Annotated in this window: 23 protein-coding genes; 10 read left to right on the top strand and 13 right to left on the bottom strand. The window is 41.2% G+C overall.

All coding sequences use genetic code 11. The features are described 5' to 3' along the window. The first annotated feature begins 10 nt into the window (after positions 1-10). Positions 11-1,630 carry an inorganic phosphate transporter gene (locus HYG89_RS03905; RefSeq protein WP_178866138.1) on the top strand — a complete coding sequence of 540 codons (1,620 nt, stop codon included), beginning with the start codon at positions 11-13 and terminating at the stop codon, positions 1,628-1,630. A gap of 113 nt (positions 1,631-1,743) precedes the next feature. Here the strand turns inward: HYG89_RS03905 and HYG89_RS03900 are convergent, their stop codons facing one another. The 3 genes from HYG89_RS03900 to HYG89_RS03890 all read right to left on the bottom strand — a co-directional run bounded on the left by HYG89_RS03900 (position 1,744) and on the right by HYG89_RS03890 (position 4,498). Continuing rightward, on the bottom strand, positions 1,744-3,291 hold the full coding sequence (locus tag HYG89_RS03900; protein ID WP_178866136.1) for a hypothetical protein: 1,548 nt from the start codon (positions 3,289-3,291) through the stop codon (positions 1,744-1,746). 208 nt (positions 3,292-3,499) lie between these two features. Continuing rightward, complete coding sequence (locus tag HYG89_RS03895; RefSeq protein WP_178866134.1) at positions 3,500-3,694, bottom strand: hypothetical protein; 195 nt, start codon at positions 3,692-3,694, stop codon at positions 3,500-3,502. Positions 3,695-3,880: 186 nt separating this feature from the next. After that, positions 3,881-4,498: a rhomboid family intramembrane serine protease gene (locus tag HYG89_RS03890; protein WP_136144417.1), complete on the bottom strand. Its 618-nt coding sequence runs from the start codon at positions 4,496-4,498 to the stop codon at positions 3,881-3,883. Positions 4,499-4,655: 157 nt separating this feature from the next. Here HYG89_RS03890 and nfuA point away from each other — a divergent pair, with 157 nt between their 5' ends. Next, positions 4,656-5,294 (top strand): Fe-S biogenesis protein NfuA, encoded by a 639-nt coding sequence (gene nfuA, locus HYG89_RS03885; RefSeq protein WP_096900978.1) that lies wholly within the window; start codon positions 4,656-4,658, stop codon positions 5,292-5,294. A 73-nt stretch (positions 5,295-5,367) separates the two neighbouring features. On the opposite strand, the gene HYG89_RS03880 is transcribed toward nfuA, so the two are convergent. Next, a complete protein-coding gene (locus HYG89_RS03880; protein ID WP_178866132.1) occupies positions 5,368-6,381 on the bottom strand; it encodes a hypothetical protein in 1,014 nt (337 codons plus the stop codon). A 17-nt stretch (positions 6,382-6,398) separates the two neighbouring features. Continuing rightward, positions 6,399-7,460 carry an alpha/beta fold hydrolase gene (locus HYG89_RS03875; RefSeq protein ID WP_178866130.1) on the bottom strand — a complete coding sequence of 354 codons (1,062 nt, stop codon included), beginning with the start codon at positions 7,458-7,460 and terminating at the stop codon, positions 6,399-6,401. A 299-nt stretch (positions 7,461-7,759) separates the two neighbouring features. Here HYG89_RS03875 and HYG89_RS03870 point away from each other — a divergent pair, with 299 nt between their 5' ends. Beyond that, entirely contained in the window at positions 7,760-8,374 is a 615-nt protein-coding gene (locus HYG89_RS03870) for a carbonic anhydrase (protein WP_004972031.1), read from the top strand. Between the two features lie 39 nt (positions 8,375-8,413). On the opposite strand, the gene HYG89_RS03865 is transcribed toward HYG89_RS03870, so the two are convergent. Continuing rightward, positions 8,414-9,043 carry an arylesterase gene (locus HYG89_RS03865; RefSeq protein ID WP_004972029.1) on the bottom strand — a complete coding sequence of 210 codons (630 nt, stop codon included), beginning with the start codon at positions 9,041-9,043 and terminating at the stop codon, positions 8,414-8,416. A 12-nt stretch (positions 9,044-9,055) separates the two neighbouring features. Here HYG89_RS03865 and HYG89_RS03860 point away from each other — a divergent pair, with 12 nt between their 5' ends. Both HYG89_RS03860 and HYG89_RS03855 read left to right on the top strand, forming a co-directional pair. Then, on the top strand, positions 9,056-9,805 hold the full coding sequence (locus HYG89_RS03860; protein ID WP_004972026.1) for an ABC transporter ATP-binding protein: 750 nt from the start codon (positions 9,056-9,058) through the stop codon (positions 9,803-9,805). A gap of 1 nt (position 9,806) precedes the next feature. Beyond that, the gene (locus tag HYG89_RS03855) at positions 9,807-12,296 is read left to right on the top strand and encodes an ABC transporter permease (RefSeq protein ID WP_178866128.1); all 2,490 of its coding nucleotides are present in this window, start codon (positions 9,807-9,809) and stop codon (positions 12,294-12,296) included. A gap of 37 nt (positions 12,297-12,333) precedes the next feature. Here HYG89_RS03855 and HYG89_RS03850 read toward each other — a convergent pair whose 3' ends face one another. Further along, the gene (locus HYG89_RS03850) at positions 12,334-13,155 is read right to left on the bottom strand and encodes a rhomboid family intramembrane serine protease (RefSeq protein ID WP_178866126.1); all 822 of its coding nucleotides are present in this window, start codon (positions 13,153-13,155) and stop codon (positions 12,334-12,336) included. Between the two features lie 76 nt (positions 13,156-13,231). On the opposite strand from HYG89_RS03850, the gene mtgA reads away from it, so the two are divergent. Next, positions 13,232-13,906 (top strand): monofunctional biosynthetic peptidoglycan transglycosylase, encoded by a 675-nt coding sequence (mtgA, locus tag HYG89_RS03845; protein WP_004972019.1) that lies wholly within the window; start codon positions 13,232-13,234, stop codon positions 13,904-13,906. A 133-nt stretch (positions 13,907-14,039) separates the two neighbouring features. Further along, complete coding sequence (gene ppk1, locus HYG89_RS03840; RefSeq protein ID WP_096900973.1) at positions 14,040-16,121, top strand: polyphosphate kinase 1; 2,082 nt, start codon at positions 14,040-14,042, stop codon at positions 16,119-16,121. Between the two features lie 110 nt (positions 16,122-16,231). Here ppk1 and HYG89_RS03835 read toward each other — a convergent pair whose 3' ends face one another. The 5 genes from HYG89_RS03835 to rubA all read right to left on the bottom strand — a co-directional run bounded on the left by HYG89_RS03835 (position 16,232) and on the right by rubA (position 20,560). Continuing rightward, positions 16,232-16,867, bottom strand: a complete 636-nt coding sequence (locus HYG89_RS03835; RefSeq protein ID WP_178866124.1) for a LuxR C-terminal-related transcriptional regulator — start codon at positions 16,865-16,867, stop codon at positions 16,232-16,234. Between the two features lie 363 nt (positions 16,868-17,230). Then, positions 17,231-18,136, bottom strand: coding sequence for a LysR family transcriptional regulator OxyR (oxyR, locus tag HYG89_RS03830; RefSeq protein WP_096900971.1), 906 nt, complete (start codon positions 18,134-18,136; stop codon positions 17,231-17,233). A gap of 13 nt (positions 18,137-18,149) precedes the next feature. Next, positions 18,150-19,088 (bottom strand): alpha/beta fold hydrolase, encoded by a 939-nt coding sequence (locus HYG89_RS03825; protein WP_154320942.1) that lies wholly within the window; start codon positions 19,086-19,088, stop codon positions 18,150-18,152. A gap of 56 nt (positions 19,089-19,144) precedes the next feature. Continuing rightward, positions 19,145-20,323, bottom strand: coding sequence for an FAD-dependent oxidoreductase (locus HYG89_RS03820; protein WP_178866122.1), 1,179 nt, complete (start codon positions 20,321-20,323; stop codon positions 19,145-19,147). 72 nt (positions 20,324-20,395) lie between these two features. Further along, the gene (gene rubA, locus HYG89_RS03815; protein ID WP_004972007.1) at positions 20,396-20,560 is read right to left on the bottom strand and encodes a rubredoxin RubA; all 165 of its coding nucleotides are present in this window, start codon (positions 20,558-20,560) and stop codon (positions 20,396-20,398) included. A gap of 495 nt (positions 20,561-21,055) precedes the next feature. Between rubA and HYG89_RS03810 the strand changes: the two genes are divergently transcribed. Then, a complete protein-coding gene (locus HYG89_RS03810) occupies positions 21,056-21,598 on the top strand; it encodes an adenine phosphoribosyltransferase (RefSeq protein WP_004972003.1) in 543 nt (180 codons plus the stop codon). A gap of 110 nt (positions 21,599-21,708) precedes the next feature. On the opposite strand, the gene HYG89_RS03805 is transcribed toward HYG89_RS03810, so the two are convergent. Further along, positions 21,709-22,215, bottom strand: coding sequence for a YqiA/YcfP family alpha/beta fold hydrolase (locus tag HYG89_RS03805; protein WP_026438299.1), 507 nt, complete (start codon positions 22,213-22,215; stop codon positions 21,709-21,711). A 316-nt stretch (positions 22,216-22,531) separates the two neighbouring features. On the opposite strand from HYG89_RS03805, the gene lysS reads away from it, so the two are divergent. After that, positions 22,532-24,058 (top strand): lysine--tRNA ligase, encoded by a 1,527-nt coding sequence (lysS, locus tag HYG89_RS03800; RefSeq protein ID WP_096900968.1) that lies wholly within the window; start codon positions 22,532-22,534, stop codon positions 24,056-24,058. A 170-nt stretch (positions 24,059-24,228) separates the two neighbouring features. Beyond that, the gene (locus HYG89_RS03795; RefSeq protein ID WP_002114018.1) at positions 24,229-24,612 is read left to right on the top strand and encodes a transposase; all 384 of its coding nucleotides are present in this window, start codon (positions 24,229-24,231) and stop codon (positions 24,610-24,612) included. Positions 24,613-24,690: the final 78 nt, after the last annotated feature.

The following is a 24,690-nucleotide window of genomic DNA, read 5'->3' as shown; positions in this document are numbered from 1 at the left end:
TTCTGCTTGCATGAATTCTAAACCAACTCCTGTAGATTCAGCGCACAAGTCGACCACTAAATCGACCAATGTTCATGTGCCTACACCGAAATTTTTTATGCCGGTGTTTTTAACGATCATCGTTTCTACCCTTATTTATATTGGTTTCCAATTGTCTGCGGACTTATCCCACGTACCTGCCTTGAGCATGTACTCGGTGATTTTATTGGCAACTGCTTTATTCATTGCCTTAGGCTTTGAATTTGTGAATGGTTTCCACGACACAGCCAACGCTGTGGCAACGGTCATTTATACCAATGCCTTGTCTGCACCTGTGGCAGTAATGTGGGCGGGTTTCTGTAACTTCCTTGGGGTGATGGTCGCCAGTGGTGCAGTTGCCTACGGTATTATTGCTTTGCTTCCAGTCGAACTGATTATGAATGTCGGTTCAGGTGCAGGTTTTGCCATGGTGTTTGCCATGTTGATTGCCGCAATTGTCTGGAACTTAGGAACGTGGTTCTTTGGTATTCCTGCGTCAAGTTCACACACTTTAATCGGTTCGATTTTAGGTGTGGGGATTATGAACTACTTGCTTAACTCTGGTGCAGGCGCTAGTGGCGTAGACATGGAACAAGTCATGAAAGTCGGTAAGGCTTTATTGTTCTCGCCATTAATTGGTTTTGCCTTTGCTGCGATTTTGTTCCTCTTGGTGAAAAAAATCTTCAAGAAACAAATGGAGTTATTCCAGCCACCTGAAGGCAATAAACCACCACCACCCCTGATTCGTGCCATTCTCATTTTTACCTGTACTGGGGTAAGTTTTGCGCATGGTTCAAATGATGGTCAAAAAGGCATGGGTTTAATCATGTTGATTTTGATCGGGATTGTGCCGTTGGCGTATTCGTTAAACAAAGAGTTAGGCCAAAACCACATCCAATCGTTCCAGCAGCTTTCTACGCAAACGGCTGATGTGATTTATCCACAACATACAGATATGCCAGATGAGAAAGCGCGTCAGATTATTACTAGTTATATTCAGACCAAAGAAATTACTCCTGAAGTCGTACCTGCTTTGGCAAGCTTAACAGATCATTTGGGTGAGCGAGTGGGTCAATATGGCAACTTAAAAGACGTACCTGAAGCTGAAGTGGCAGAAATGCGTAATGATATGTATTTAAGCACGACTTCATTCAAGCGTTTAGACAAAGCCAATGCCTTGCCTGAAATGTCGGAAGAACAGAAAAAAGTGGTTAAAAGCTACCGTAGCCATTTAGATTCGTTCTTACAATACATTCCAACTTGGGTCAAAGTTGCCGTTGCTTTAGCACTAGGCTTGGGTACGATGGTTGGCTGGAAACGTATTGTGGTGACCGTTGGCGAACGTATTGGTAAGCAGCATATGACTTATGGTCAGGGTATGTCTGCCGAGCTTGTGGCCATGTCAACGATTGCTGCTGCAGATGGTTTAGGGATGCCAGTTTCGACTACACACGTACTGAACAGTGCGGTGGCAGGTACGATGGTTGCAAATAAATCAGGTCTGAATTTCCAGATGGTTCGCACGATTCTTTCTGCATGGATTTTCACACTACCTGCAACAATTTGTTTATCGGGTAGCTTGTTCTGGTTATTCCTAAAAGTGTTTAACTAATATCAAACATTTGAGTGTTAAAAAAGCGCTGTAACGATACAGCGCTTTTTTTGTGCTTACAGATCAATTAAATGAAATATCTGCAAGCAAGCTTTTAAAGTGAGGTCTCTGCTTTACTTTTTAAACTTAGCGATGACTTTGTCTAGCGGTAATTTATCTGCAGCAAAACCATATAGCGCAGCAAAAGGCAGTGCAGTGCGGGCTAAATATGCCACACGCCACAATCCACCGTGGTTAGCACCTTCCATCATCAATTGAAGAGGATGCTCAAGTTGCACAGCAGGGTTAGCCGCTGAATCCGGATTACGCAAGTCATGAATCCATAAGGCTGCCATAATGGCATTGGTGGTTTCAGGGCTAAACGCTTCTACATCAAACAAACTAGCACCGCTAAATGCAGCTTTCAGCAATGGATTTTTGGTGACTGAATGTGTGGTGGTTGAAGGTGCAATATTGATGCTGACACGCTGACCGTTATGACGGGATAAGATTGCGCGCCATTGTTGGATGCGTTTAGCTAAGGCATAGTTTGGGCCTTGTTCAACCACTAAGCAGTCTGCAATGCCATAATGCTGCCCGTTGTCTGAAGCAATTAAATTGTGCAGATTTTTTTGGAAGAAATGACTGCGTGAAATAGTGGAAATACTTTTGGTTAGTAGCTTTTGCCCTTGAGAGCGTTGCTTAAACTTCTCTGCCGATGCGCTAACCACTTCTTCAGGCACAGCATAGACATCGGTTGGGGTGCACATAAACATCAGGCTGGTATCAGGCTTTTGTGCACTGACGTATTGCATTATAGCATCCATTGCCATGGCAACACGCACGTGTTTTTCACCATCTAAATAAGCAATCGCAGCAAGATCGAGTGTTTCAGATTTTTGCGCTAACCATTGTGCAATTTCTGGAGTTTGGGTTAGTAAGTTTGCCCCCAGTTTTTCCTGTAAAATATTCAACGGACTATCTGTTGGCAATGGCTCGGAACTAGGTGCATACAAGGTGGCATTACCTTGCTGAACCGTGGTTAAAATTTTGTTCCATACACGGCTATTGGGTAAATCGACCGCAATGATATTGGCTTTCCATTTGGCTAACCATGTCAGTGGGCCAGCTTCAGAAGCTGCACCAAATAGCACCGTATTACGGTCTGACAAATCAAACCATTCGGGATGCGCCACAGCTGCATTTAACGCAGCAGCATGACTTGGTTCAATAATCCCTGCAGCCAACCACGCTGCAATTTGATCCAACAAGGCTTGACCTTGTAATTTCTGCCCATGATAAGGCACATACCATTCAGGCTCAGCCTGACTAGTCCCTTGTAATTTAAAGGTATGCAAATTTTCAGTAGGCAGTTGCATGGCATCTTTCAGCACATGTTTTTGGCCATGACGATAAAACTCAAAACTTTGATGTGCTTTTCTTAAACCATCTTCTGCAATTTGAATAGGGTTGTGCTGGCTACGAATACCATGCTCGACCAAAGCTTTAAAATATTGCGGGTAGTGTTTACGCCAGTTTTTTTCAGCCAAAGCTTTGTTTGAACTTTCATGATCTACCGTGGCTAATGCTTCGGCAATAATTTGCTTACCAGTGCCTGATGTACTGGGTTTGTGATTTTCAGGATGAATTGGGAACTGTAGGCCATCGTAAGAAGTGGACATGCAAAAACTCGCAAACTAAATTGAAATTAATATACAGATGTATACATTATCTATGCCAAATTGCGAGTTTGGGTGGCATAAACTACCAAAATTGTATGAATTCTAAAGTAAAATTTGCACAAAAAACCTTCGTGGAGACGAAGGTTTTTAGCGAAGAACTTTTGGAAAAGTAGTAGTTTTGGAAGAAATAGCAGATTGCTTCAGCAAATTAACAGCGTCCTTTTTTCGCCTGGCCAGGTGGACAGAAGTCACCATTTGCATGTGGATGGCGGTGCGGAGAATAGCCTTTCGGATAAACGCTCCGATCTGGATCGACCACAATACTCCCTTCAGGGGTATGTACCGCACAGGCGCCTAAACTTAAACTGAGTAATATGCTGCTCGGAAGTGCAATTTTTTTCATGCCACACTCCTTTTTTATTTTATGTGTATTCAGTATAGGCTGAGGCTGGGTTACAGCGTGTTATTGCTTATCAGTATTATTGTGCAAAGAATGATCGGATTGTTTTACTCAGTTCGTTGAGCATTTTGCTTAGAAAGCGACTCAATGCATATACACAGAGCCGCTGTATGCTGCGATGTGAGGTGGCTAGAAAGGCAATTGAGCTAATTTATTTAAGAAATGTGGCAAGATGCGAGGCTCAATTAAAATAGTGACAACTACACCATAAGCTGCGCCCCATAAATGCGCACTGTGGTTAATATTAGAATTGCCTCGTTTGCCTGACCAAATGCTATACGCCACGTACAGCACTGCAAAAATAATAGCAGGAACTGGAATGAAGAATACAAAAATCAACTTCCATGGCTCAAATAAAATATAGGCAAATAGCACAGCAGATACCGCTCCTGAAGCACCTAAACTGGCCCAGCGATGGTCATTTTTGTGTTTTAAATAACTTGGAATAATTGCCGCAATTAAGCCACCTAAATAGAACAGCACAAAGCCTAGATCATACAAATATTGACGATAAAAGCTTTCAATAATGCTCCCGAAGAAAAACAGCGTGATCATATTGAACAGTAAATGCGTACCATCGGCATGCACAAAGCCATGCGTGATAAAGCGGTCATATTGCCCACGTTGCATGGCAGGTGGCCAAAAGATCAGTCGGTTCATCAATTCTTGTTTGGAAAATGCCAGCAACGAGACAATGACCGTAATGATGATCAGGGTTACGGTATGATTAATGGGTAAATCGAGCATAAACGCCTATTCTTTTAATTGAATTCTGCTGTAATAATGCATCAAAACCAAGTTTGAGTCGAACTTTGTGAATAAATCCGACAATTTTGGTTGATTTTTTTTTATTACCCCGCATCTTCAGTTAAAATAGCCACTTCAGCTTGAGGAAATTATTGTTATGTCGACTGAGAACAGCAGCACAGCAGTTGTAGATGAAATTCCAAACTTATTGATTACGCCAACTGCTCAAGAGTATTTGAAGGATTTATTGGCAAAGCAAAACACACCGGGTATTGGTGTACGTGTTTTTGTGGAAAATCCTGGTACACCGCGTGCTGAATGTTGCATGGCTTATAGTGCACCTGATGAAGTTGTACCAACAGATTACAAACAGGAATACCCAGACTTTCCTGCATTTATTGACACACCGTCTATTCCATATTTATTGGATGCTGTGATTGATTACAACAAAGACCGTTTTGGTGGTCAGTTGACGTTCCGTGCACCGAATTCAAAAGTGCCACGTGTTGGCCCAGATGCTTCGGTCGAAGAACGTATTACTTATGTTTTACAGTCTGAAATTAACCCGGGCTTAGCAGGGCATGGCGGTAATTGTGCTTTGGTAGAAGTTGTGGAAGATGAAGAACATGGTTTAACAGCAGTGTTGAAATTTGGTGGCGGTTGCCAAGGCTGTTCAGCAATTGATGTGACTTTAAAGCAAGGTGTTGAAACTACTTTGAAGCAGCATGTACCAGAATTAATGCGTGTGGTGGATCAGACTGACCACAGTCAATCTGAAGGTGCTTATTTTAAATAAGCTCTAAGCCTCGCTTAAAAATAACCTCCTAAATTTTAGGAGGTTATTTTTTATCTGAAATTGTCAACAGACCCTATTCATTCGTTTGTAGATTTAAAATTTGTTGTGTTTTTTCAGAATAATAAAATTTCTCTAAATAATGGCGCGCACGTTGCTTTAAATAGCCTTCAGCGATCATTTTTTGAATGACTGGATTTAACAGTTGTTGTAATTGTTGTTGGACTAGCGCTTCATCAATGTTTAAGTCGTGCAATAACAAGTCAAAAGGGCGCGCCTGATTGCGTACATACCACGCATAAACCCCATCATGCACTTGCTGTTTCAAATAGTCACTTTGACGTAAATGATCCCAGATTTCATGACCAAGATTCACGGTTTGGGGTAGGTCTTGAATCTCGATATAATTTTTTAAGGTCGAAAGTGGTAAATCTTTAATTTTATGCCATAAATTTGCCTGAAAATGATACAGCTTTTCATCATCAAAATGCTGATTCAGAACTGACTCACTCATTTGCGTCAGTTTTTGCACATTTTTTTGCAAATAATGCTGAATAGCATGATCCAAATTGGTATCGGTCACACTTTCTAAAACTGATTTACCCATTTTCATAAAGCGCGAAACACCTGGAACATTTTTGGCTATCACAGAGTTATCCAAATAGTCCTGAATTGAGTGTTGAATGAGTTGGGTGATCATAGCGGCAAAGGCAGGATTATTTACCACAGTTTTAATTAGGCGTTGGCGATGCCCACTTTTACTGGCAACGTATTGGGCAATTTTATCTATGGTCAAAACTGGGATGACATCGGAAATTTTGCTGTTGTCATTCGCAGGGTGTACCAAGGCAAAGCGGATATGCTCTACAATTTGTTCAATTAAAAATGAGCTAGCTGGGGTATTTAAAATTTGTTGTTGAATAAGTGCGTAAATTGCTTCCGAGCGCCATAAGTCCTGTAATGTTTGTTTGCGGAACCATTGGTAAAATTGCACAAATTCCATTTGCACAGTTTCGGCTTGAGCAAATTCCTGATCCAAAAAATCTAGGTGAGCATCAATCAGTTGCTCAATCATCGAATGTTTTTGCATGATGGTTGATATAATAATTAATTTAAAGGAATCAGTTTATCAGCAAGTGGGTTTTTTAGGTTCTGTGTTTTAGACAGAAACGGCAAATAATATTGTGCTACTTGTTTTTCTGCTTCCAGTAAAGGCATGTGTCCGACATTATTCAAAATAACAGGTGTTTCCGCACGTTTTAATAATGATTGTAATTCTTTGGCCACTTCAACATTAATGATGCGATCTTGCTTGCCCCACAAAATTAGGGTGGGTGCTTCGATTGATGCCGTTAAACGGGCAAAAGAGTCTGGGGTATAAATACGGTTGAGTTTGACAATTTGCTCAATTGCTTTGCGGGTTTGCGCTGAGCGAGAAATCAACACTTCTTCTTGCGCATGTTGAATTTGTGATGACATCGCAGGCGGGTTTTGCATGACCTGTCTGGCAACATCGGCTAAATCCCCATGCTTGCTCACAATTAAGTCATTTAAAGATAATGGATTTTTGGTGTAAGGCGTATTGGCAAGTTTATAAATGCCTGCACTATTGAGTAAAAATAAACTTTGCGTATCAAAAGGATATTGCGAGGCATACACGGTTGCAATTGAGCCGCCTAAAGAATGTCCTGCCACGTGTAAGTTTTCTTCACAGTCAATTGCTTCAATAAATTGACGCAGTTGTGAAGTTACATTCGGAACTGAATTATCAAAATTGCTTGGAGTTTTGGTGTCACCGCTATTGGGTAAATCTGGAATAATCACATGATAATGTGGGGTTAAAAATTGCGCGACACGGTTCCAATTATCACGTGTGCCTGCCAAACCATGAATCAATAAAATTGTGGGTTTGCTGTGCGAGCCACCTTCGTTATAGCTCCAGACGACATCTCCAACACGAATGCTTTTAGAGCTTAGTCCTGCTTGTTTGCGCTGTTGCTGAAAATGATTTTGTAATAGTTTAAGTTCAGTTGCGTTGCTGTTACTGGCGTTATTGTTTTTTGTGAAGGTATATGGATTGGGCGCAGCGCTTTGCACAAGGCAAGATGTACTTAGTCCCAAAGCCAATAAAGTCGTATGTAGATAACGTGATCGAATAAATTTCATCATGAAAACGTCTTCCCCTGACGAACCCAAAACAGGCTCCAATAATGATAGGCACTAGCTCTTAGGTCTAATTGCACAAGTGTATTCTGTCTATTGTAGGCGTTTAAAAATGAAAGTCATCCCTTGCTTTTTTGATCAAAGCTTTGAAATTGGTAGAAAATGTGACCTATCTCAATAAAAAGTGAAAAAATTTATAACAAAAATGAATAAAGAAAAGCGCAGCTGCATATTTTTTTGCAAGTGACATTCATAAAAACTGGCTTTAGAATATCGCAACTTCAAAGATCGGTGGTAAATCAAGAATGCTAACAGCTCAAGAAGCTTTAGAACGTCTTAAACAAGGAAACCAACGTTTTGTTTCTGGTGATACCAGACATCCGAAGCAATTGTCGCACCAACAGCGTGCAGAAATGGCAGAAGACCAAAATCCATTTGCCATTATTTTAGGATGTTCAGATTCACGTGTTCCTGCAGAAATGGTATTTGACCAAGGATTGGGTGATCTTTTTGTAATTCGTGTTGCGGGCAACGTGGTTGCGCCATCACAGGTAGGTAGTGTTGAATTTGCGGCAGAGCGTTATGACTGTGCTGTGGTTGTTGTCTTAGGACACAGTCACTGTGGTGCAATTCAAGCGACAATTGATACTTTAATGTGCCCAGACTGTCCACCATCGGCAAATTTAATGTCGATTGTGAACCGTGTTCGCCCTTCAGTTGAAACCTTAATGCAGACTGAACTGAAAAATGATTTGGCGAAATTGTCTAAGCATGCAGTACGTTCCAATGTATTTGCATCGGTAAATCAATTGCGTCATGGTTCAGCAGTTTTAGAAAACCTGATTGAACAAGGTCAGTTGAAAGTAGTCGGTGCAGAATATTCACTGGAAACAGGTGAAGTGGTTTTTTTTGATTTTTAATCCGAACCGCACAGCAATTAGATTTTCCTCAAAGGCGCTTTATAAAGCGCCTTTGATATATGGATAAGCATTATTTAGCAAAATAGGCTGAGCTTTGGCATTTGGATGAATTAAATCTTTTTGCATCAATTGCTTATTGCCCGCAATACCTTCCATAAAAAATGGCAGTAATTTGACTTTATATTGCTGACTCACCACTTTATAGTTATTTTCAAATGCTTTGCTATACGCCGAGCCGTAATTTGGCGGCATTTTCATCCCAAAAATCACCACTTTCGCTTTGGCTTTTTGGCTATGCTGAATTAAGTTCGCTAAATTTTTTTGAATCATTTGTGGCGGTTGTCCACGCAAGCCATCATTTCCGCCTAACTCAATGACTACAACGTCTGGACGATGGGTCTGCAGCAATTTAGGCAGACGCGCCAAAGCACCACTGGTGGTTTCGCCACTGACACTTGCATTGACCACTTTATGCTGTTTCGGATACTGTTGTTCTAAACGTTTTTGCAATAAGTGAACCCAACCTTGTTGTGGTTGTATGCCGTAACCTGCACTTAAGCTGTCACCTACAATCATAATGGTTTTTGCAGATACCACGAATGGGCTGAAACATAGTCCGAGCAGCAACACACGCGGGAAGACACGACTAGTTAGATTGCGATTTTGCATAATGGGAAACGTATGACTCAAAACACTAAAGAATCTAATATCATGCCACAAACGATTATTTCTGCCCAAAATTTGACACAAAAGATACAACTTGCACAAAAACAATTGACCATTTTTGAGAATTTAAACTTCGATATTCAGGAAGGTGAACAAGTGGCCATTACAGGTCGTTCGGGTTCAGGAAAATCGACCTTATTGGGTATTTTGGCAACATTAGATCAGGCCAGCAGTGGAAAATTGGTGGTATGTGGTGAGTCAATTGCAGAATTAAACGAAGAACAACGTGCAGAAGTTCGTTTAAAGCATATTGGTTTTGTGTTCCAGTCATTTCAGTTATTGCCGCATTTGACGGCACTGGAAAATGTGATGTTGCCACTACGTTTGCAGGAAAAATTTAAATATGCAGAGGCAGAACAAAAAGCCCTCAACTTGCTGAAACGTGTGGGTTTAGAACGACAAGCACAGCAAACGCCGAAAGTGCTTTCGGGAGGCGAGCAACAACGTGTCGCCATTGCACGCGCTTTAATTCGTGAACCTAAAATTATTTTTGCCGATGAACCGACAGGAAACTTGGATGGTGAAACTGCAACTGAAATTGAGCAATTGTTATTTGAATTGAACCGTGAGTTGGGCACAACTTTGGTGTTGGTCACGCATGACCCGAAACTGGCGGCACAATGTCAGCGCCATTACGCTTTAATTGATGGGCAATTGGTTGAGCAATTTGCAGCTAAGCCAACCGCTGCCATAACAGGAGGATGAAATGAACGCATTATTTCATCAACTGTTAAAGCAGAGTTTTAAAAGCAGTGGTGTCTATTTACTGATTATTGCGCTGACTTTAGCGATTAGCGCGACCACAGCCTTAAAGTTTAGCAATGAGCAAATTCAAAATGCTGTAGCGTTGCAAGCGGCAGAAATGTTGGCGGGTGATTTAGTCCTGAGCGACAATGAACCCATTGCACAAGACTGGCAGGATCAGGCGACTGCACATCAGTTACAACAGTCGCATGTGACTGTATTTAGTTCGATGGCACATACTCAAGCACAATTTGTGATGGTGAATGTCAAAGCGATTGAGCACAATTTTCCGTTACGCGGTGAATTACGGGTCAGTCCTGCAGCGGACAAGATTCAGTCTGGCGAAATTTGGCTAAGCCAACGTGCTATGGATTTACTTCACGTTAAACTGGGTGAAACAGTAAATATTGCCGATGCAGCATTTACCGTGACTGCCAAAATTGAACATGATTCTAATCAGGAACTCGGTTTTTCAGGTTTTTCGCCGACAGTAATTATTTCACAGGCCGATGTGGCACGTACCCACGCGATTCAAGTGGGTAGCCGCATAGATTACCGTTTGTTGTTGGCAGGCAGCGCCAAAGATACACAAAATTTTGAGCAGTATTTTAAAACACATACACAACAGCCTGCACAGGCACAGCAAACGGCCAGCCCTAAACAAAACTTTGAAGAACAAAGTAGTTTAAGACTACGCAATGCCAGTGAAGGCAATACTCGCTTAATGCGCCCCATTGCCAATTTAGATACCTTTTTACAGTTAGCGAATATCCTGACCATTTTATTGTGTGGGATTGCGATTGGTTTGACCAGTCAGCGCTATGTGCAACAAAATCAGGATCATATCGCCTTATTACGTTGTATTGGTGCAAGTAAACGACAAATTTTAGCCGCTTATTTGGCTTTGCTTGCTTTGGTCTTAATTATCGCTATGGGCATTGGCAGTATTTTGGGCGTGACGTTGGGCTATGCTTTGTTGCAAATCATGCTGCAACTGATTCCGCACCTGGAAATTCAATTTTCAGCCATGGCAATGTTGCTTGGGCCATTGCCAATCGCCATGCTCACCAGTGCTGTGGTGTTGTTGGGTTTTGTGCTGCCTAATTTATTGCAATTGCTGAATACCGCACCGATTCGCGTGATTCGCCAACAAGACAAAAGCATGCGCGCTTGGTGGTGGATGTTGCTTACAGGGACGCTAAGTCTAATCGTATTTTGTGTGGTCTTGACCGAAAGTTTAGTGCTTAGTACATGGGTGATTGGTGCGATTATTGCGCTGTGCGTATTGCTGTATGGAGTGGTGTGGAGTTTATTAAAATTATTGCGTCATTCTAAAGGCAGACTCGCAGCGTATATTCGTGCGCCTGCTGTCACGGCATTTCAAATTACTGCATTGGCTTTAGGATTAAGTTTAATTACGGTACTTGCAGTGTTGCGTACCGACCTGCTAGATCGCTGGCAGCAACAGTTACCTGAAGGTACTCCAAATCAGTTTGTTTACGGTTTACCACCTTTTGATATGCCTGAGCTAAAACAACAATTAGAGCAGCATCAATGGCACAGGACACCACTGTATCCGAATGTACGTGGGCGTTTGGTCGCCAAAAATGATCAACCTTTTGCCGAAGCATTAATTCAGCAGAGTAATACCTTAAGACGTGAACTGAACTTGACCCAATCAGACAGCTATCCTGCCGACAATATCATTGTGAACGGGCAGGCAGATTTCAGTGCTGTCGGACAGGTGTCGGTCGAGGCCAATACTGCCGCAGAACTTGGTATTCAAATTGGTGATCAGCTCAGTTTTAATTTGCCTGAAGGTATCCTACAAGCCAAAGTCATTAATCTGCGCACGGTGGAATGGGAAAGTTTTAGCCCTAACTTTTTCTTTATTTTTTCACCCCATACCATGGATGAAAATGCAGGTAGTTATTTGGGCAGCTTTTATGTACCCGAGGCCGATAAGCCTAAACTGATTCAATTGATTCAGCAGTTTGCCAATACAGTATTTATTGATGTCAGTTTAATTTTGGATGAAATCAAACGTATTGTGAATGTGTTGGTACAGATCATCACGATTTTAGCAATTTTGGTGAGTGTGTCGGGGCTGTTGGTTTTGGTGGCTTGCTTAAATTTACTCATGGATGAACGCAAACGCGAAGTTGCTTTGCTACGTTCTTTTGGTAGTTCTAAACAAAAACTGAAACGTATGCTGAGTCTGGAAATTGGCTTTATGGGCTTTATTGCGGGAATTGTAGCGTGTTTATTTGCCGAAGTGATTAGTGCTGTTGCCAGTTACCGTATGGATTTAATGCTACAACCGCACTGGGAAATCTGGCTAATTTTACCTGTATTTATGACTGTGCTTTGTGCTGTGATTGGACGCTATCGTTTAAGTTATTTATGCGATATTCCACCACTGCAAAGTTTGAGGGAGATGAATCAGTCCTGATTCATCTCTTATTTGCCAGTTCAGATTGCAATGTTGCTTATGTTGAACCTAAGCTGCGCTGCATCATGCTGAGCAACTCTTGCCAAAGTGGTTGAACCGGGTCAATCAATTGTTGGCAATACCAATAAAAGACAGCACAAGCCACTAAGGCAATCAACATCCCCAATACGGTAAAGAATGTATTCTGCTGAGTACGTTGCCCAATGTACCAAAGCAATGCCATGGCTGCGCCCATGAGCATGCCACCAATATGGGCAGCATTGTTAATGCCGCTAATCATAAAGCCCATGCCTAAGTTCAGTGCCATCACGATGACCAAAGTTTTACGATCTAGCAAAAACTTTTGCCGTGGTAATTTTGGCAGTAAAGCGAATATAGTGAGTGCTGCTCCAAGACCCATGACTGCACCAGAAGCACCTGCACCTACGCTAGGTAAAAGTTTAGGATTGGCAACACCTTGTTCAAGCAGGGTGTAACTGTCTTGAATACTGACATAGCCACTGAGCAGACTACCCATCAGCCCTGCGCAGAGATATAAAACTACGAAATAGGCACGCCCAAATAACTGTTCGCTGACGCTGCCAAAAATATACAACGCCCACATGTTTAACATTAAATGTACTAAACCAAAATGAAAAAACATACTGCTGAACAGGCGAATGGGTTCCGCCAAAAAGGTTAAAGGTGCATAATCAGCACCCCAGCGTATTGCATCTTGCGGGCTTGGATTGCTAATGTTCATGCCGTTGAGCACTTGCCATGCAAACAAAGCCACGTTTATTGCAATCAGGGCTGCGGTAATCCACCACAGGTGAATTTCAACTTTATTGTTGCGCAGGTTTGGGGGATGTTGGGACATATATTTGAATATTGTGTCGTAGTGATCAATCTAAGCTTAACACGAAAAAATAACGCTTCAGGAGCCATGCACCAAGATGAAAGCTTTTTTTATACGAACTTTGTTAATTCTTGTCAGTGTGGTGCTTTTGGTTCAATTATGGATTTTTAGCAGCTTGGTGTGGTGGCGTACGCAGCCTGTGCAATCGACCATGATGATGCGTTTGGATTATTGGGCTGAACCGAGTAAGCCTATACAACATCAATGGCGCGACTATGACCAACTCAGTGATAATTTAAAGCGAGCTGTGGTGACTGCCGAAGATGGCAAATTTATGCAACATCATGGCTTTGACTGGGAAGGTATTCAAACTGCGCTGGAACGGAACAAAGATGAAGGCAAGGTTGTTGCAGGTGGTTCCACAATTTCTCAGCAGCTCGCCAAGAATTTGTTTTTATACAATAAGCGATCTTTTTTGCGTAAAGGGCAAGAAGTTGTGGCGACATGGATGATGGAACGCATGTGGTCAAAGCAGCGTATTTTAGAGGTCTATCTCAACTCGGTAGAATTTGGCGATAATATTTATGGTGCCGAAGCTGCGGCACAGCATTATTTTGGCAAAAGTGCAAAAAGTTTAAGCCGTGATCAAGCAATTTTCTTGGCTGCGATTTTAACCAATCCAAAATATTTTCAGGAACATCGTAATGCGGGGGCATTAAAAGCCCGTAAACAGATGGTGCAGCGCTATATGCGTTATGCGGAAATTCCCTAAATTGAGCGAAAACAAACTATAAAATGTGAAAATATCCACAAAGCCTAATTTTTTAGGCTTTTTTTATGAAAATGTCACAAAATTGAAGCATACTTGTAGCAGTGCCAAACATTTTAAAAAAGCATAGGTGGGTATGAATACGGCAACAGGCGCGACTCCTGCGCAAACAGAATATACATATAATGATCGCTACATTAACCGCGAACTGTCTATTTTAGATTTCCATTTGCGCGTGCTTGAGCAAGCTGTCGATCCGTTGCATCCTTTGTTGGAACGCATGAACTTCCTGCTGATTTTTTCACGTAACTTGGATGAGTTTTTTGAAATTCGTGTTGCGGGCATGATGGAACAATTGGACTTGGGCAATGAAAGCCGTAGTCCAGATGGTTTAACCCCTAAGCAGGTGTTAGATCAAATTTCTAAAACAGCACATGCTGCTATTGAACGCCAGTACCGTATTTTAAATCAGGAAATTTTGCCAAAATTACGTGAAGAAGACATTTGTTTCTTACGTCGTGGTGAATTAACCCCTGCACAATCGGCATGGGTGAAAAAATATTTCCAAGAGCAAGTTGCCCCTGTATTAACCCCAATTAGCCTAGACCCTGCACATCCATTTCCACGTTTGGTCAATAAAAGTCTGAATTTTATTGTGACTTTAGAAGGGAAAGATGCTTTTGGTCGTCAAATTGATTTGGCGGTTGTTCCTGCACCACGTTCATTACCACGTGTAGTGCGTTTGCCCGATGAACTTACAGGCGGTAAAGAGCACCACGTCATGCTTTCAGCAATTATTCATGAGCATGTGTCTGACTTATTCCCGGGCATGACTGCGACTGGATGCTATCAATTCCGTGTGACCCGTAATGCAGATTTGGCCTTAAATGAAGATGTAGAAGACTTGGCCAAAGCCCTAAAAGGCGAATTAAACTCACGCCGTTTTGGTCGTGCGGTACGTTTAGAAGTAACGCACAACTGCCCGAAAGCCATTTATGATTATTTGCTAGATGAGTTCGATCTTGAAGAAGAACAACTTTATAAAGTAGATGGCCCAGTGAACTTGGCGCGTTTATTGTCTAATTTTAAACGTCCACATTTACGTTATGATTCACATACACCCGCCATTCCAAAGGTGTTAAAAAAGTCTGAAAATATTTTTTCAGCGATGCAAAAGCAAGACATTTTATTACACCATCCGTTTGAATCTTTTGCACCCGTGATTAACTTGCTGCGTGAAGCTGCACGTGATCCACAAGTCTTGGCAATCAAACAAACTTTATATCGTAGTGGCGCAGATTCTGAAATTGTACAAGTGCTTGCAGAGGCTGCACGAAACGGTAAAGAAGTGACTGCGGTGATTGAACTGCGTGCACGTTTTGATGAAGAATCTAACATTGCTGTGGCTAACGTGTTGCAAGAAGCGGGCGCTGTGGTTGTGTACGGTATTGTGGGGTATAAAACCCACGCCAAAATGATTTTGGTGGTGCGCCGTGAAAATAATAAATTGGTGCGTTATGTACATTTAGGCACAGGTAACTACCACGCAGGCAATGCGCGTATTTATACCGACTATGGTTTACTGACCACAGACAAAGAGCTGTGTGAAGATGTGCATCGTATTTTCCAAGAGCTAACAGGCATGGGTAAAATGGCAAAACTGAAAAAGTTGTTGCATGCACCATTTACCCTGCACGCACAGTTGGTGAATTATATTGATGAAGAAATTGCCAATGCTAAAGCAGGTAAGCCCGCACAAATTATTGTGAAAGTGAATGCACTGACTGAAATGCAATTGATCAATAAATTGTACGAGGCGTCTCAGGCGGGTGTGCAAATTGATCTCATCATCCGTTCAATTTGCTGCTTGCGCCCAGGTTTGCCGGGCTTATCGGAAAATATCCGTGTGCGTTCGATTGTCGGACGTTTCCTTGAACATACCCGTGTCTATTATTTCTCTAATAATGGCAATCCACGTATTTATTGTTCAAGTGCTGACTGGATGGATCGTAACTTATTTAACCGTGTTGAAGCGTGTTTCCCAATTGAAGATCCTGCCTTGAAAAAGCGTATTTATGAGCAAGGTTTATTGACCTACATGCAAGACAATCAACAGGCGTGGTTGTTGCAGGGTGATGGAACTTGGGTGCGTGTAAAAGCAGCTGAGGGTGAAGAGCCACACAATGCGCAGCGTATACTGACCGATAGTATTGTTTAGTTTCAAACATTTATAACAGGTAAAAAGAGCGATGCCAGACATCGCTCTTTTTTTGTTTCTAATATTTATTTAAGACTTATATTTTTGATTGATATTTATTGATCAATAATTTAAGAAAAACAGCACATCGCATCATCCGCATTCATAATTTTGCGATAAATACTTTTCACATAACCATGCACCAGTTGTTCTGAAGCATTCAGGTTGGCAGCAACTTGTTGTGAAGGTAAACCTTGTCCTGAAAGCGCCAATATTTCATGTTCAGTTTTAGAGAGTGCCAAAGAATGACCATGTGCGACAATGGATTGTTCGCAGGCTAAGATTTCATTGGCTAAGTTGCTGTCTAGCGGTGAGCCGCCACGTAAAATGGTGCGAATCTGGTTTTGCATGCCTGTTGCAGATTGGTCGCTAAAGACATAGGCTGAAATGCCTAAATGAATAGCTTGTAGCAATTGTTTTGGCATACTTGAAGGCAGCACCGCCACAATTAAGGTATCTTTACGGAAAAGTTTGAGATTTTGGATAAAATCAATTTGAGCTTTTGACCAAGACTGTAAATTGATAAATACCAAATTAGGCAAATGTTGCTGCACCATCAGCACTGCATTTGCGAGCGATGGGCTGCAAAGTAGAACCTCTTTAGGGTAGCCAAAATTTTGTAAAATGTGGCTTAAATTTTGTGATGCTTCTACCTGATCATCAATCAGCAGAACAGGCACAGGTAAAATGAGATCTCTGTGAATCATGACAAATACTCCTGTGCTGTTCTATAAATAATTTTGATAAATAGATTGTGCGTGATATTGCTGTAACTGAATATCCTTAAATATAGTGATTTTTATATAAAAATGGTAAATATAAGTAATTGTTGCTGAATATTTTTTTTGAAATGTGTTGAAAACGTGAGTAATGTAACTCGATACCGTTCTTTCGTTCAGTTGTAAGAGTGAATTGTTGAATTTGTGATGAATCTCACATTTTAAAACTTATTCATATTTATAAGTCACTTAAATCATAGTGAACTGCAAAAACAATACGCATTTTTGAACGAAAAATAAAAAAGGAGCCATGTTGGCTCCTTAATGAAATGTTGGATCGTGTGTCTAAATTTAGACTGCGTTTTGAGTGATTTTCTGTAAAATCTGCAGCAAAACGTCAAATTCACTTTGTAATGGCGTGCTTTTACGCGTCACTAAAGCCAAAGTACGGCTTGGTGCAGCCTCAATACTTTTGATCTGTAAATCTGGATTCGATTTGATCATGGCATTATGAATTGCAATTTCAGGCAATAGGGTAAAGCCTAAATTTGCAGACACCATTTCAACCAAGGTCGGCAAAGAGCTGGCTTTTAAACGATGATCGTTTTTGCGTTCACCAATCGGGCAAGCACTTAAAGTGTGATCACGTAAGCAATGACCTTCTTCAAGCAGCATTAAACGCGATAAATCCAAATCATCTAAAGAATTGGCCTGCGCCGATTTTTGATCGCCCTTGTGATAAACCAAGAACAAATCTTCTTTAGAAATTTCAGCCACTTTCAAACCACGCGTATCGAATGGCAGGGCTAACACCACCATATCTAAATTGCCGTGTTCCAGTTTTTCGACAATTTTTTCACTTTGCGCTTCGTGTAAATGCAATTGAATTTTAGGTAGCTGCTTATGCACTTCATCTAACAGTTGCGCCAAAATAAATGGGGCAATGGTTGGAATCACGCCTAAGTGTAAATCACCTGTGAGAGGCTCACTCATTTCACGGCTTAAACGCATTAAGTCCTGTGCATCTGCTAACAGAACACGGGCGCGTGCTACGACTTGTTCACCCAATGGGGTTAAACGTACATTCTGTCGATCACGTTCTACCAGTACGCCGCCAAGCAGGCGCTCCAGTTCCATGATCCCGCCAGACAAAGTCGACTGAGTTACAAAAGAACGGCGAGCCGCTTCTGTAAAATGTAACGTTTCAGACAGTGTAACGAGGTATGACAGCTGTCTTAAAGATGGTAATGCAGCCATAGTGTCCTAATGATTATGATTTAAAGTGGTGAGCAAACAGTTCGCTAAGATGAGGAATAAAGTGTGGAGGAATATCATGCCCCATTCCTTTGATTAATTCAAACTTAGCGCCCGGAATCGCTTTCGCAACAGCCTTACCATGCCCTGGTGGGAGCAAACGATCTTGCGAACCATGTACCACAAGGGTAGGTTGCTGAATTTGTTTGTCCAGTTGTAGCAACGAGCCTGTACATAATATTGCTAAAAACTGTTGAAGTACACCCGCAGGGTAATAACTTCGCTGATATAATTTGCGTGCAGTTTGCATCGCTTCGAGTTGATTCACATAGCCTGGTGAGCCTATCACCTTAAAGAGTTTTAAACTATGATCAACAATGCCATTTTCATCTTGCGATTTTGGTCTTTCTAGCAAACTGAACAGTTGTTTCGGAAATGGTGGTGGTAAAAAAGGCTGGTTATTACTGGTAAATAATAAGCCTAAATTATTCACGCGATCTGCATATTTGGCAGCCAAAATTTGGGCAATCATGCCGCCCATAGAAGCACCAATCACTTCGGTCTTTTCAATGCCTAAGCGCTCTAATAGCAATGCAGCATCATCCGCCATATCAAATAAGTTATAAGGTGCACCGTGGTTTTGCAGACCTAAGCTAAAACGTCCCATCATTTTATAGGTGTTCAGACGCGGGCCTTTGTGGCGAATTTTGGATGACAAACCAATATCGCGGTTGTCATAGCGAATGACACGATAGCCCTGATCAATCAGTGATTTACAAAAGAAATCGGGCCAGTACAACATTTGTGCGCCTAAACCCATAATCAGCAAAATAGGTGGATCTTCAGTTTTGCCGCCCACTTCGACATGCAGCTGAATTCCGTTGCCTAAATCGACTTTGGTTTCGTGCATAAATGCCGTATAGGGCGATGTGGTGAACTGAAGTGCACTATTCATGTTGTGATCCTCATGTCAGGCAAGGGCGAAATCAATCGCCCTTTATTGTTTTTATTTTATTCCGATACAGGCAATAAGTCTGGCACTAATTTGGTCAAACTCAAGCGTTGTTTGGCCGCTGTTGCGCCTAATAGGACAAAGCCACGTAAGGTATCGGTTTGGTCATAGGCTCTGGCAATCATGCCATCGTCAAATTCTTCGGTATGCCAGTTGACATCTACCCCTAGTGGCGCAGGTAAAACGGTCAGTGGTGCAGCAGGTGTTTTCACTGCAACAGGCATGGCAGGGTAGTGTACCTGAGTAGTTTCACCATTTAAGGTTTTGGCTAAGGCACGTGCTTGCTGCATGATTGGCATCACATACGGCAATAAAATACCATTCACTTCCGCACAGTCACCTACTGCATAGATATCAGCTTGGCTGGTTTCAAGTTGCGCATTGGTTAAGACCCCACGACTGGTTTCGATGCCTGCTGTTTTAGCCAAAGCAATGTTTGGTTGTAAACCAATGGCAGACAGTACCACATCGGCAATTAAAGACTGACTACTGGTAATGGTCACTAAATAGTCGTCATTTTTAATTTTCGAAACTTTTTCAACGGTTGTACCCAATACAAAATGGATACCCGTTTCTTCTAGGTTTTGTTTAAAAGCACTGGCTACATAATCCGGCAATAAACGACCTAGTGGTTGTGGTGCAAGGTCAATCACCGTGACTTGGTGTCCTGTTTGCTGCAAGTCATTGGCAAATTCACAACCAATTAAACCTGCACCTAAAATCACCACACGTTTGTCTTGACGTTGTTCAAGCTGTTGGCGAAATGCGGTGTAATCACTTAAATTATTTACCACATGAATGTCATCACTGCCATCGCCCGCAATGGCTAAACGTACAGGATTCGCACCCACTGCCAAAACCAATTTAGAATAAGGTTGTTGGCTGCTTACACCCTCTTTTTCTAATTCAAGTACATGCGCTTCTGCATCAATTGCTTTAACCCAAGTGTGGGTTTCAATACGCATATTGAGTTGGCTTGCCATTTTAGCTGCATCGCCCAATGCAATTTGAGCAGGGGCTTTATTGCCCGCCAATGCGTTAGATAAAGTTGGTTTGGCATAATTGGCAGCATCATCTGCACAAATCATGACTAACTCTTGTTCTGCATTTAGCTTACGAAACTCGCGTGCAACAGTATAACCTGCCATGCCTGAACCAATAATAACGATAGGATGCATAAGGTGTACTCCAAATGAGGGCATAGAAATTGGCGTTAAAAAAAGACCATCGGACATGGTCTTTTCGTGGTCTTAAACTTCAATCATTTCAAAATCAGCTTTTGAAACGCCGCAGTCTGGGCAAGTCCAGTCATCAGGAATATCTTCCCATAATGTACCTGCCACAATACCATCTTGAGGCCAGCCTTCTGCTTCGTCATAAATCCATCCACAAACGATGCATTGATACTTTTTCATTCAATTCTCCATAAACCGATCTTTAAATTTCCAGATCAGCAAAAAACTTATCTACGACTAGTTGTATGATATATCTATTTGATTAAATTTTTACGCAGTTATACGGCTAAAGTAAAGTAAATAAGCGATTTTAATCTGTGCTTTTATAGAATGAATAGCTGCATGGGACATAACCGCGCAGAAAAGACCTCTTTTGATATAGATACGGCATTGTAATGAGAGAATGGCTGCAGGAAAAATCACGTTTTTATGCGTTTAAATGCCATTTAAGACCTTGGTCGTACAGTAAAAGTCTTATATTTTTGCTATTTTATTATGGAATAAATATATATTAATATTTTTAAGTATTTTTTAAGTATATTAAAGTTTATATAAATCAAAACCTTGTAGTGTTTTGATGCGTGATTGATGGCAGTCTTGCCGATTCGATCACTAGCCTTATGTGAAAATAAACGGTAAAATTCAACCATTCTTTAGTCACATTTCTGATCTTCCATGAGCAATTTGTCTACTTTTTTGTGGTCGCATATTCGTACAGTTCCTCATTTTCCAAAACCAGGCGTAGATTTTTATGATTTAACGCCTTTGTTTATGAATAATTTGGATTCATTAACAGATGCTTTAATTGCCAGCATTCCTGCAGAAAAATTAGCTGAAGTTGAAAGCTTTATTGCAGTAGAAGCACGTGGTTTTGTATTGGCGAGCCTTTTGGCACAGCGTACAGGCAAAGGTTTGGTACTTGTGCGTAAAGCAGGTAAATTGCCACCACCAGTTGTGGGTGTGGGTTATAGCTTAGAATACGGTTTAGACCGTTTAGAAATGGCTGCCGATGTGCAAGCGCAAAAAGTCATTATTGTAGATGATGTATTGGCGACAGGTGGCACTTTAAAAGCAGTGAAACAATTGGCTGAAAAATGTAATCATCAAGTTTTAGGTGCAAGCATTTTCCTAGACTTACCAGATTTACACAAAAATTTAGGTTTAGATATTTGGTCCGTATTGGACAATAAATCTAAACCAGAACAAGCAGTGGCTTAATCCTTTTAAGTTATTGTAACTGCTGTAAAAAAGCCTGATCTCCATAGTTGTGATCAGGCTTTTTTAATGGGTGATGTTTAATTGATTATTTTTAATGGATAGCTTTGACTTTATTTGGCAAGATAAGCTTGTTCGATTTGCTGAATACAAGAATTAATATTTTCTGGATGCAATAAGCGATGATGCCCAGACTCAAAAGTAGAGGTCTGCATATAGTTTTCTAAAAATGCTTGCGCGGCATGCATATCCAAAATTTCATCGCCCAATTCTAAATAAGCCAATTGTGGAATATCGTGCTGCAAGTCATCATCTGAAATTGCAGGATAGTCATTGCGAAACGTGGGAGCTAAACTTGGATTTGCCACCACACACGGAATATGGTGAGACAAAGACATTTTGAGTGCCCAATAGCCGCCTAGACTATGTCCCACCAAAATTTCAGGCTTAATTTTTTGAATGATATTGTGATAAAAATCGGCAACAGTTTGATAATTTAAGTTGCGATAATCGACATTGATACAAAATTTTTGTTTTGCATCTATGGCATGGAATTTAGTCGACTCCCGCGAGGAATCTAATCCATGTAAAAACAAGACTTTTAAAGCACATGTATTCATTGTCAGATTCACAAAGTTAAACATCTTGAGTCAAACTGAGCCTAAAGATAAAGTGGATAGAAAATAAAATATTTAGACTGATACATCAGCAGGTTTAAAAACAGCAAAATACGGTCTTTTTCATCTATTTTCTGAACAATATTGTAGTGCGCTTAGCCTGAGAAAGAAGTTAGCTTTTGGTCTAAGTCTACAAAAAATCACAAAAGCAAGTGGCAATTTAAAAAATAAATTGCTCGAGTCAGAGAAGGCATACGAAATCGTGTCTAAATCTGCTATTCTATTGAACTTCTTTTTTTAGTAATTATTCGAGGCAGAGATGACGCAACATAACGCTCAATCGACTTCTGAACCCACTATTTCCGAAAACGATTTAATTGCGCAGCGTCATGCCAAGTTAAAGCAAATTCAAGAACAAGCGCAGGCGAAGGGAACTAGCCCTTGGCCAAATACGTTTAAGCGTGAAAACTACGCAGAAGATTTGCAGGCACAATTCGCAGAAGTTTCTAAAGAAGAAATTGAAGCAGGCGAAAAAGTGTATGTGTCTGTAGCAGGTCGTGTGATGTTGAACCGCGGTTCATTCATCGTAATTCAAGACATGACAGGTCGTATTCAGTTGTATGTGGCGCGTAAAGAACTTAGTGCTGAAACATTAGAGACGATCAAGAGCCTAGATTTGGGCGATATTATCGCAGTGAAAGGCTATATTGGTCGTTCAGGCAAAGGCGATTTATATGTTCATATTCAACATTTTGAATTGTTGACCAAATCTTTACGTCCATTACCAGACAAATATCATGGTTTAAGCGATACCGAAGCGAAATATCGTAAGCGTTATTTAGACTTAATCGTAAATGAAGACACCCGTAAAACCTTTGAAATTCGTGCCAAAGTGGTTTCGGGTATTCGTGCATTTTTAACTGAACAGCGTTTTATGGAAGTTGAAACGCCAATGATGCATGTGATTCCTGGCGGTGCATCGGCACGTCCATTTGAAACGCATCATAATGCTTTAGATATGCCGTTATTCTTGCGTATTGCGCCTGAATTATATTTAAAGCGTTTAGTGGTTGGCGGTTTTGAACGTGTGTTTGAAATTAACCGTAACTTCCGTAATGAAGGGGTGTCTACACGTCATAACCCTGAATTTACCATGATCGAATTCTACCAAGCTTATGCCGACTATAAAGATTTGATGGCATTGACTGAGCAAATGCTAGAAAAACTGGCTTTGGATATTTTGGGTACTACCGATGTGCCGTATGGTGATGAAGTGTATAGCTTCAAAGGCCCATTCAAGAAAATTTCTATGTTTGATGCCATTCTTGAGCATAATCCACAATTCACGCCAGAAAATGTTAATGACCGTGATTTCTTGGCTAAATTTGTGCAGGAAGAATTGAAAGAACAGGTGAAGCCTGGTTTTGGTTTGGGCAAACTACAAACCATCGTGTTTGAAGAAACCGTAGAAACTCAATTACGTCAGCCGACTTTCATTACAGAATATCCTGCAGAAACGTCGCCTTTGGCACGTCGTAATGACGATAACCCACACATTACTGACCGTTTTGAGTTCTTTATTGGTGGTCGTGAATTGGCGAATGGTTTCTCAGAATTAAATGACCCGATTGACCAAGCTGAGCGTTTCCAAGCACAGGTTGCAGAAAAAGACGCAGGCGATGATGAAGCGATGCATTACGATGCAGACTTTGTTGAAGCTTTGGAATACGGCTTACCACCAACTGCAGGTGAGGGCATCGGGATTGACCGTTTGGTAATGTTGTTTGCCAACGCTGCGAGTATCCGTGATGTGATTTTATTCCCACACATGCGTCATAAAAACTAAGTTTTAGCGCATCGTTGACGACATAAAAAACAACCTGCAGAAATGCAGGTTGTTTTTTTGTTGTAACTTAAAGTTAAACACTTGGTAAGCGTCCGCTGAACACACCTTCTGAATTCATCCTATAAGCCTTAATTTAGTCCCCACTTAGAAACAAGTGGGGACTTAAATTTATGACTACAAATAATCAGACATCCATCGCATCTCTTGCGAAAAAACGAAGAACATACAGTGCTGAATTTAAACAGCAGATCGTTCAGGCTTGTAAAGCACCGGACGTTTCAATTGCTTCAGTCGCTTTGCAACATGGATTGAATACAAATCTTGTATCCAAATGGATTCGCTTAATTGATGCTAAGCCAGGGAGTGATCGCTCACCACTACCGAATAAACCTGCATTTATTGCCTTATCTTGCTCTGCACCATTAGATCCTACTCCTACTGACATGTTAAAAGTTCAAATTACTTTACCCCACTCAAAAGCAGAAATTGGCTTGAAATGGCAAGTATCAGAAATACCTGCCTTGGCAGAATTACTCAAGGTGCTGGCAACATGATCCGTATCGATGAAATCTGGCTTTCTACCCAACCTCTGGATATGCGAGCAGGGATGGATACTGTCATGGCTCAGGTGG

It is taken from the genome of Acinetobacter sp. SwsAc5, assembly GCF_013391485.1.
Taxonomy (GTDB): domain Bacteria; phylum Pseudomonadota; class Gammaproteobacteria; order Pseudomonadales; family Moraxellaceae; genus Acinetobacter; species Acinetobacter towneri.
This window is presented reverse-complemented; position numbering and strand designations above follow the sequence as displayed.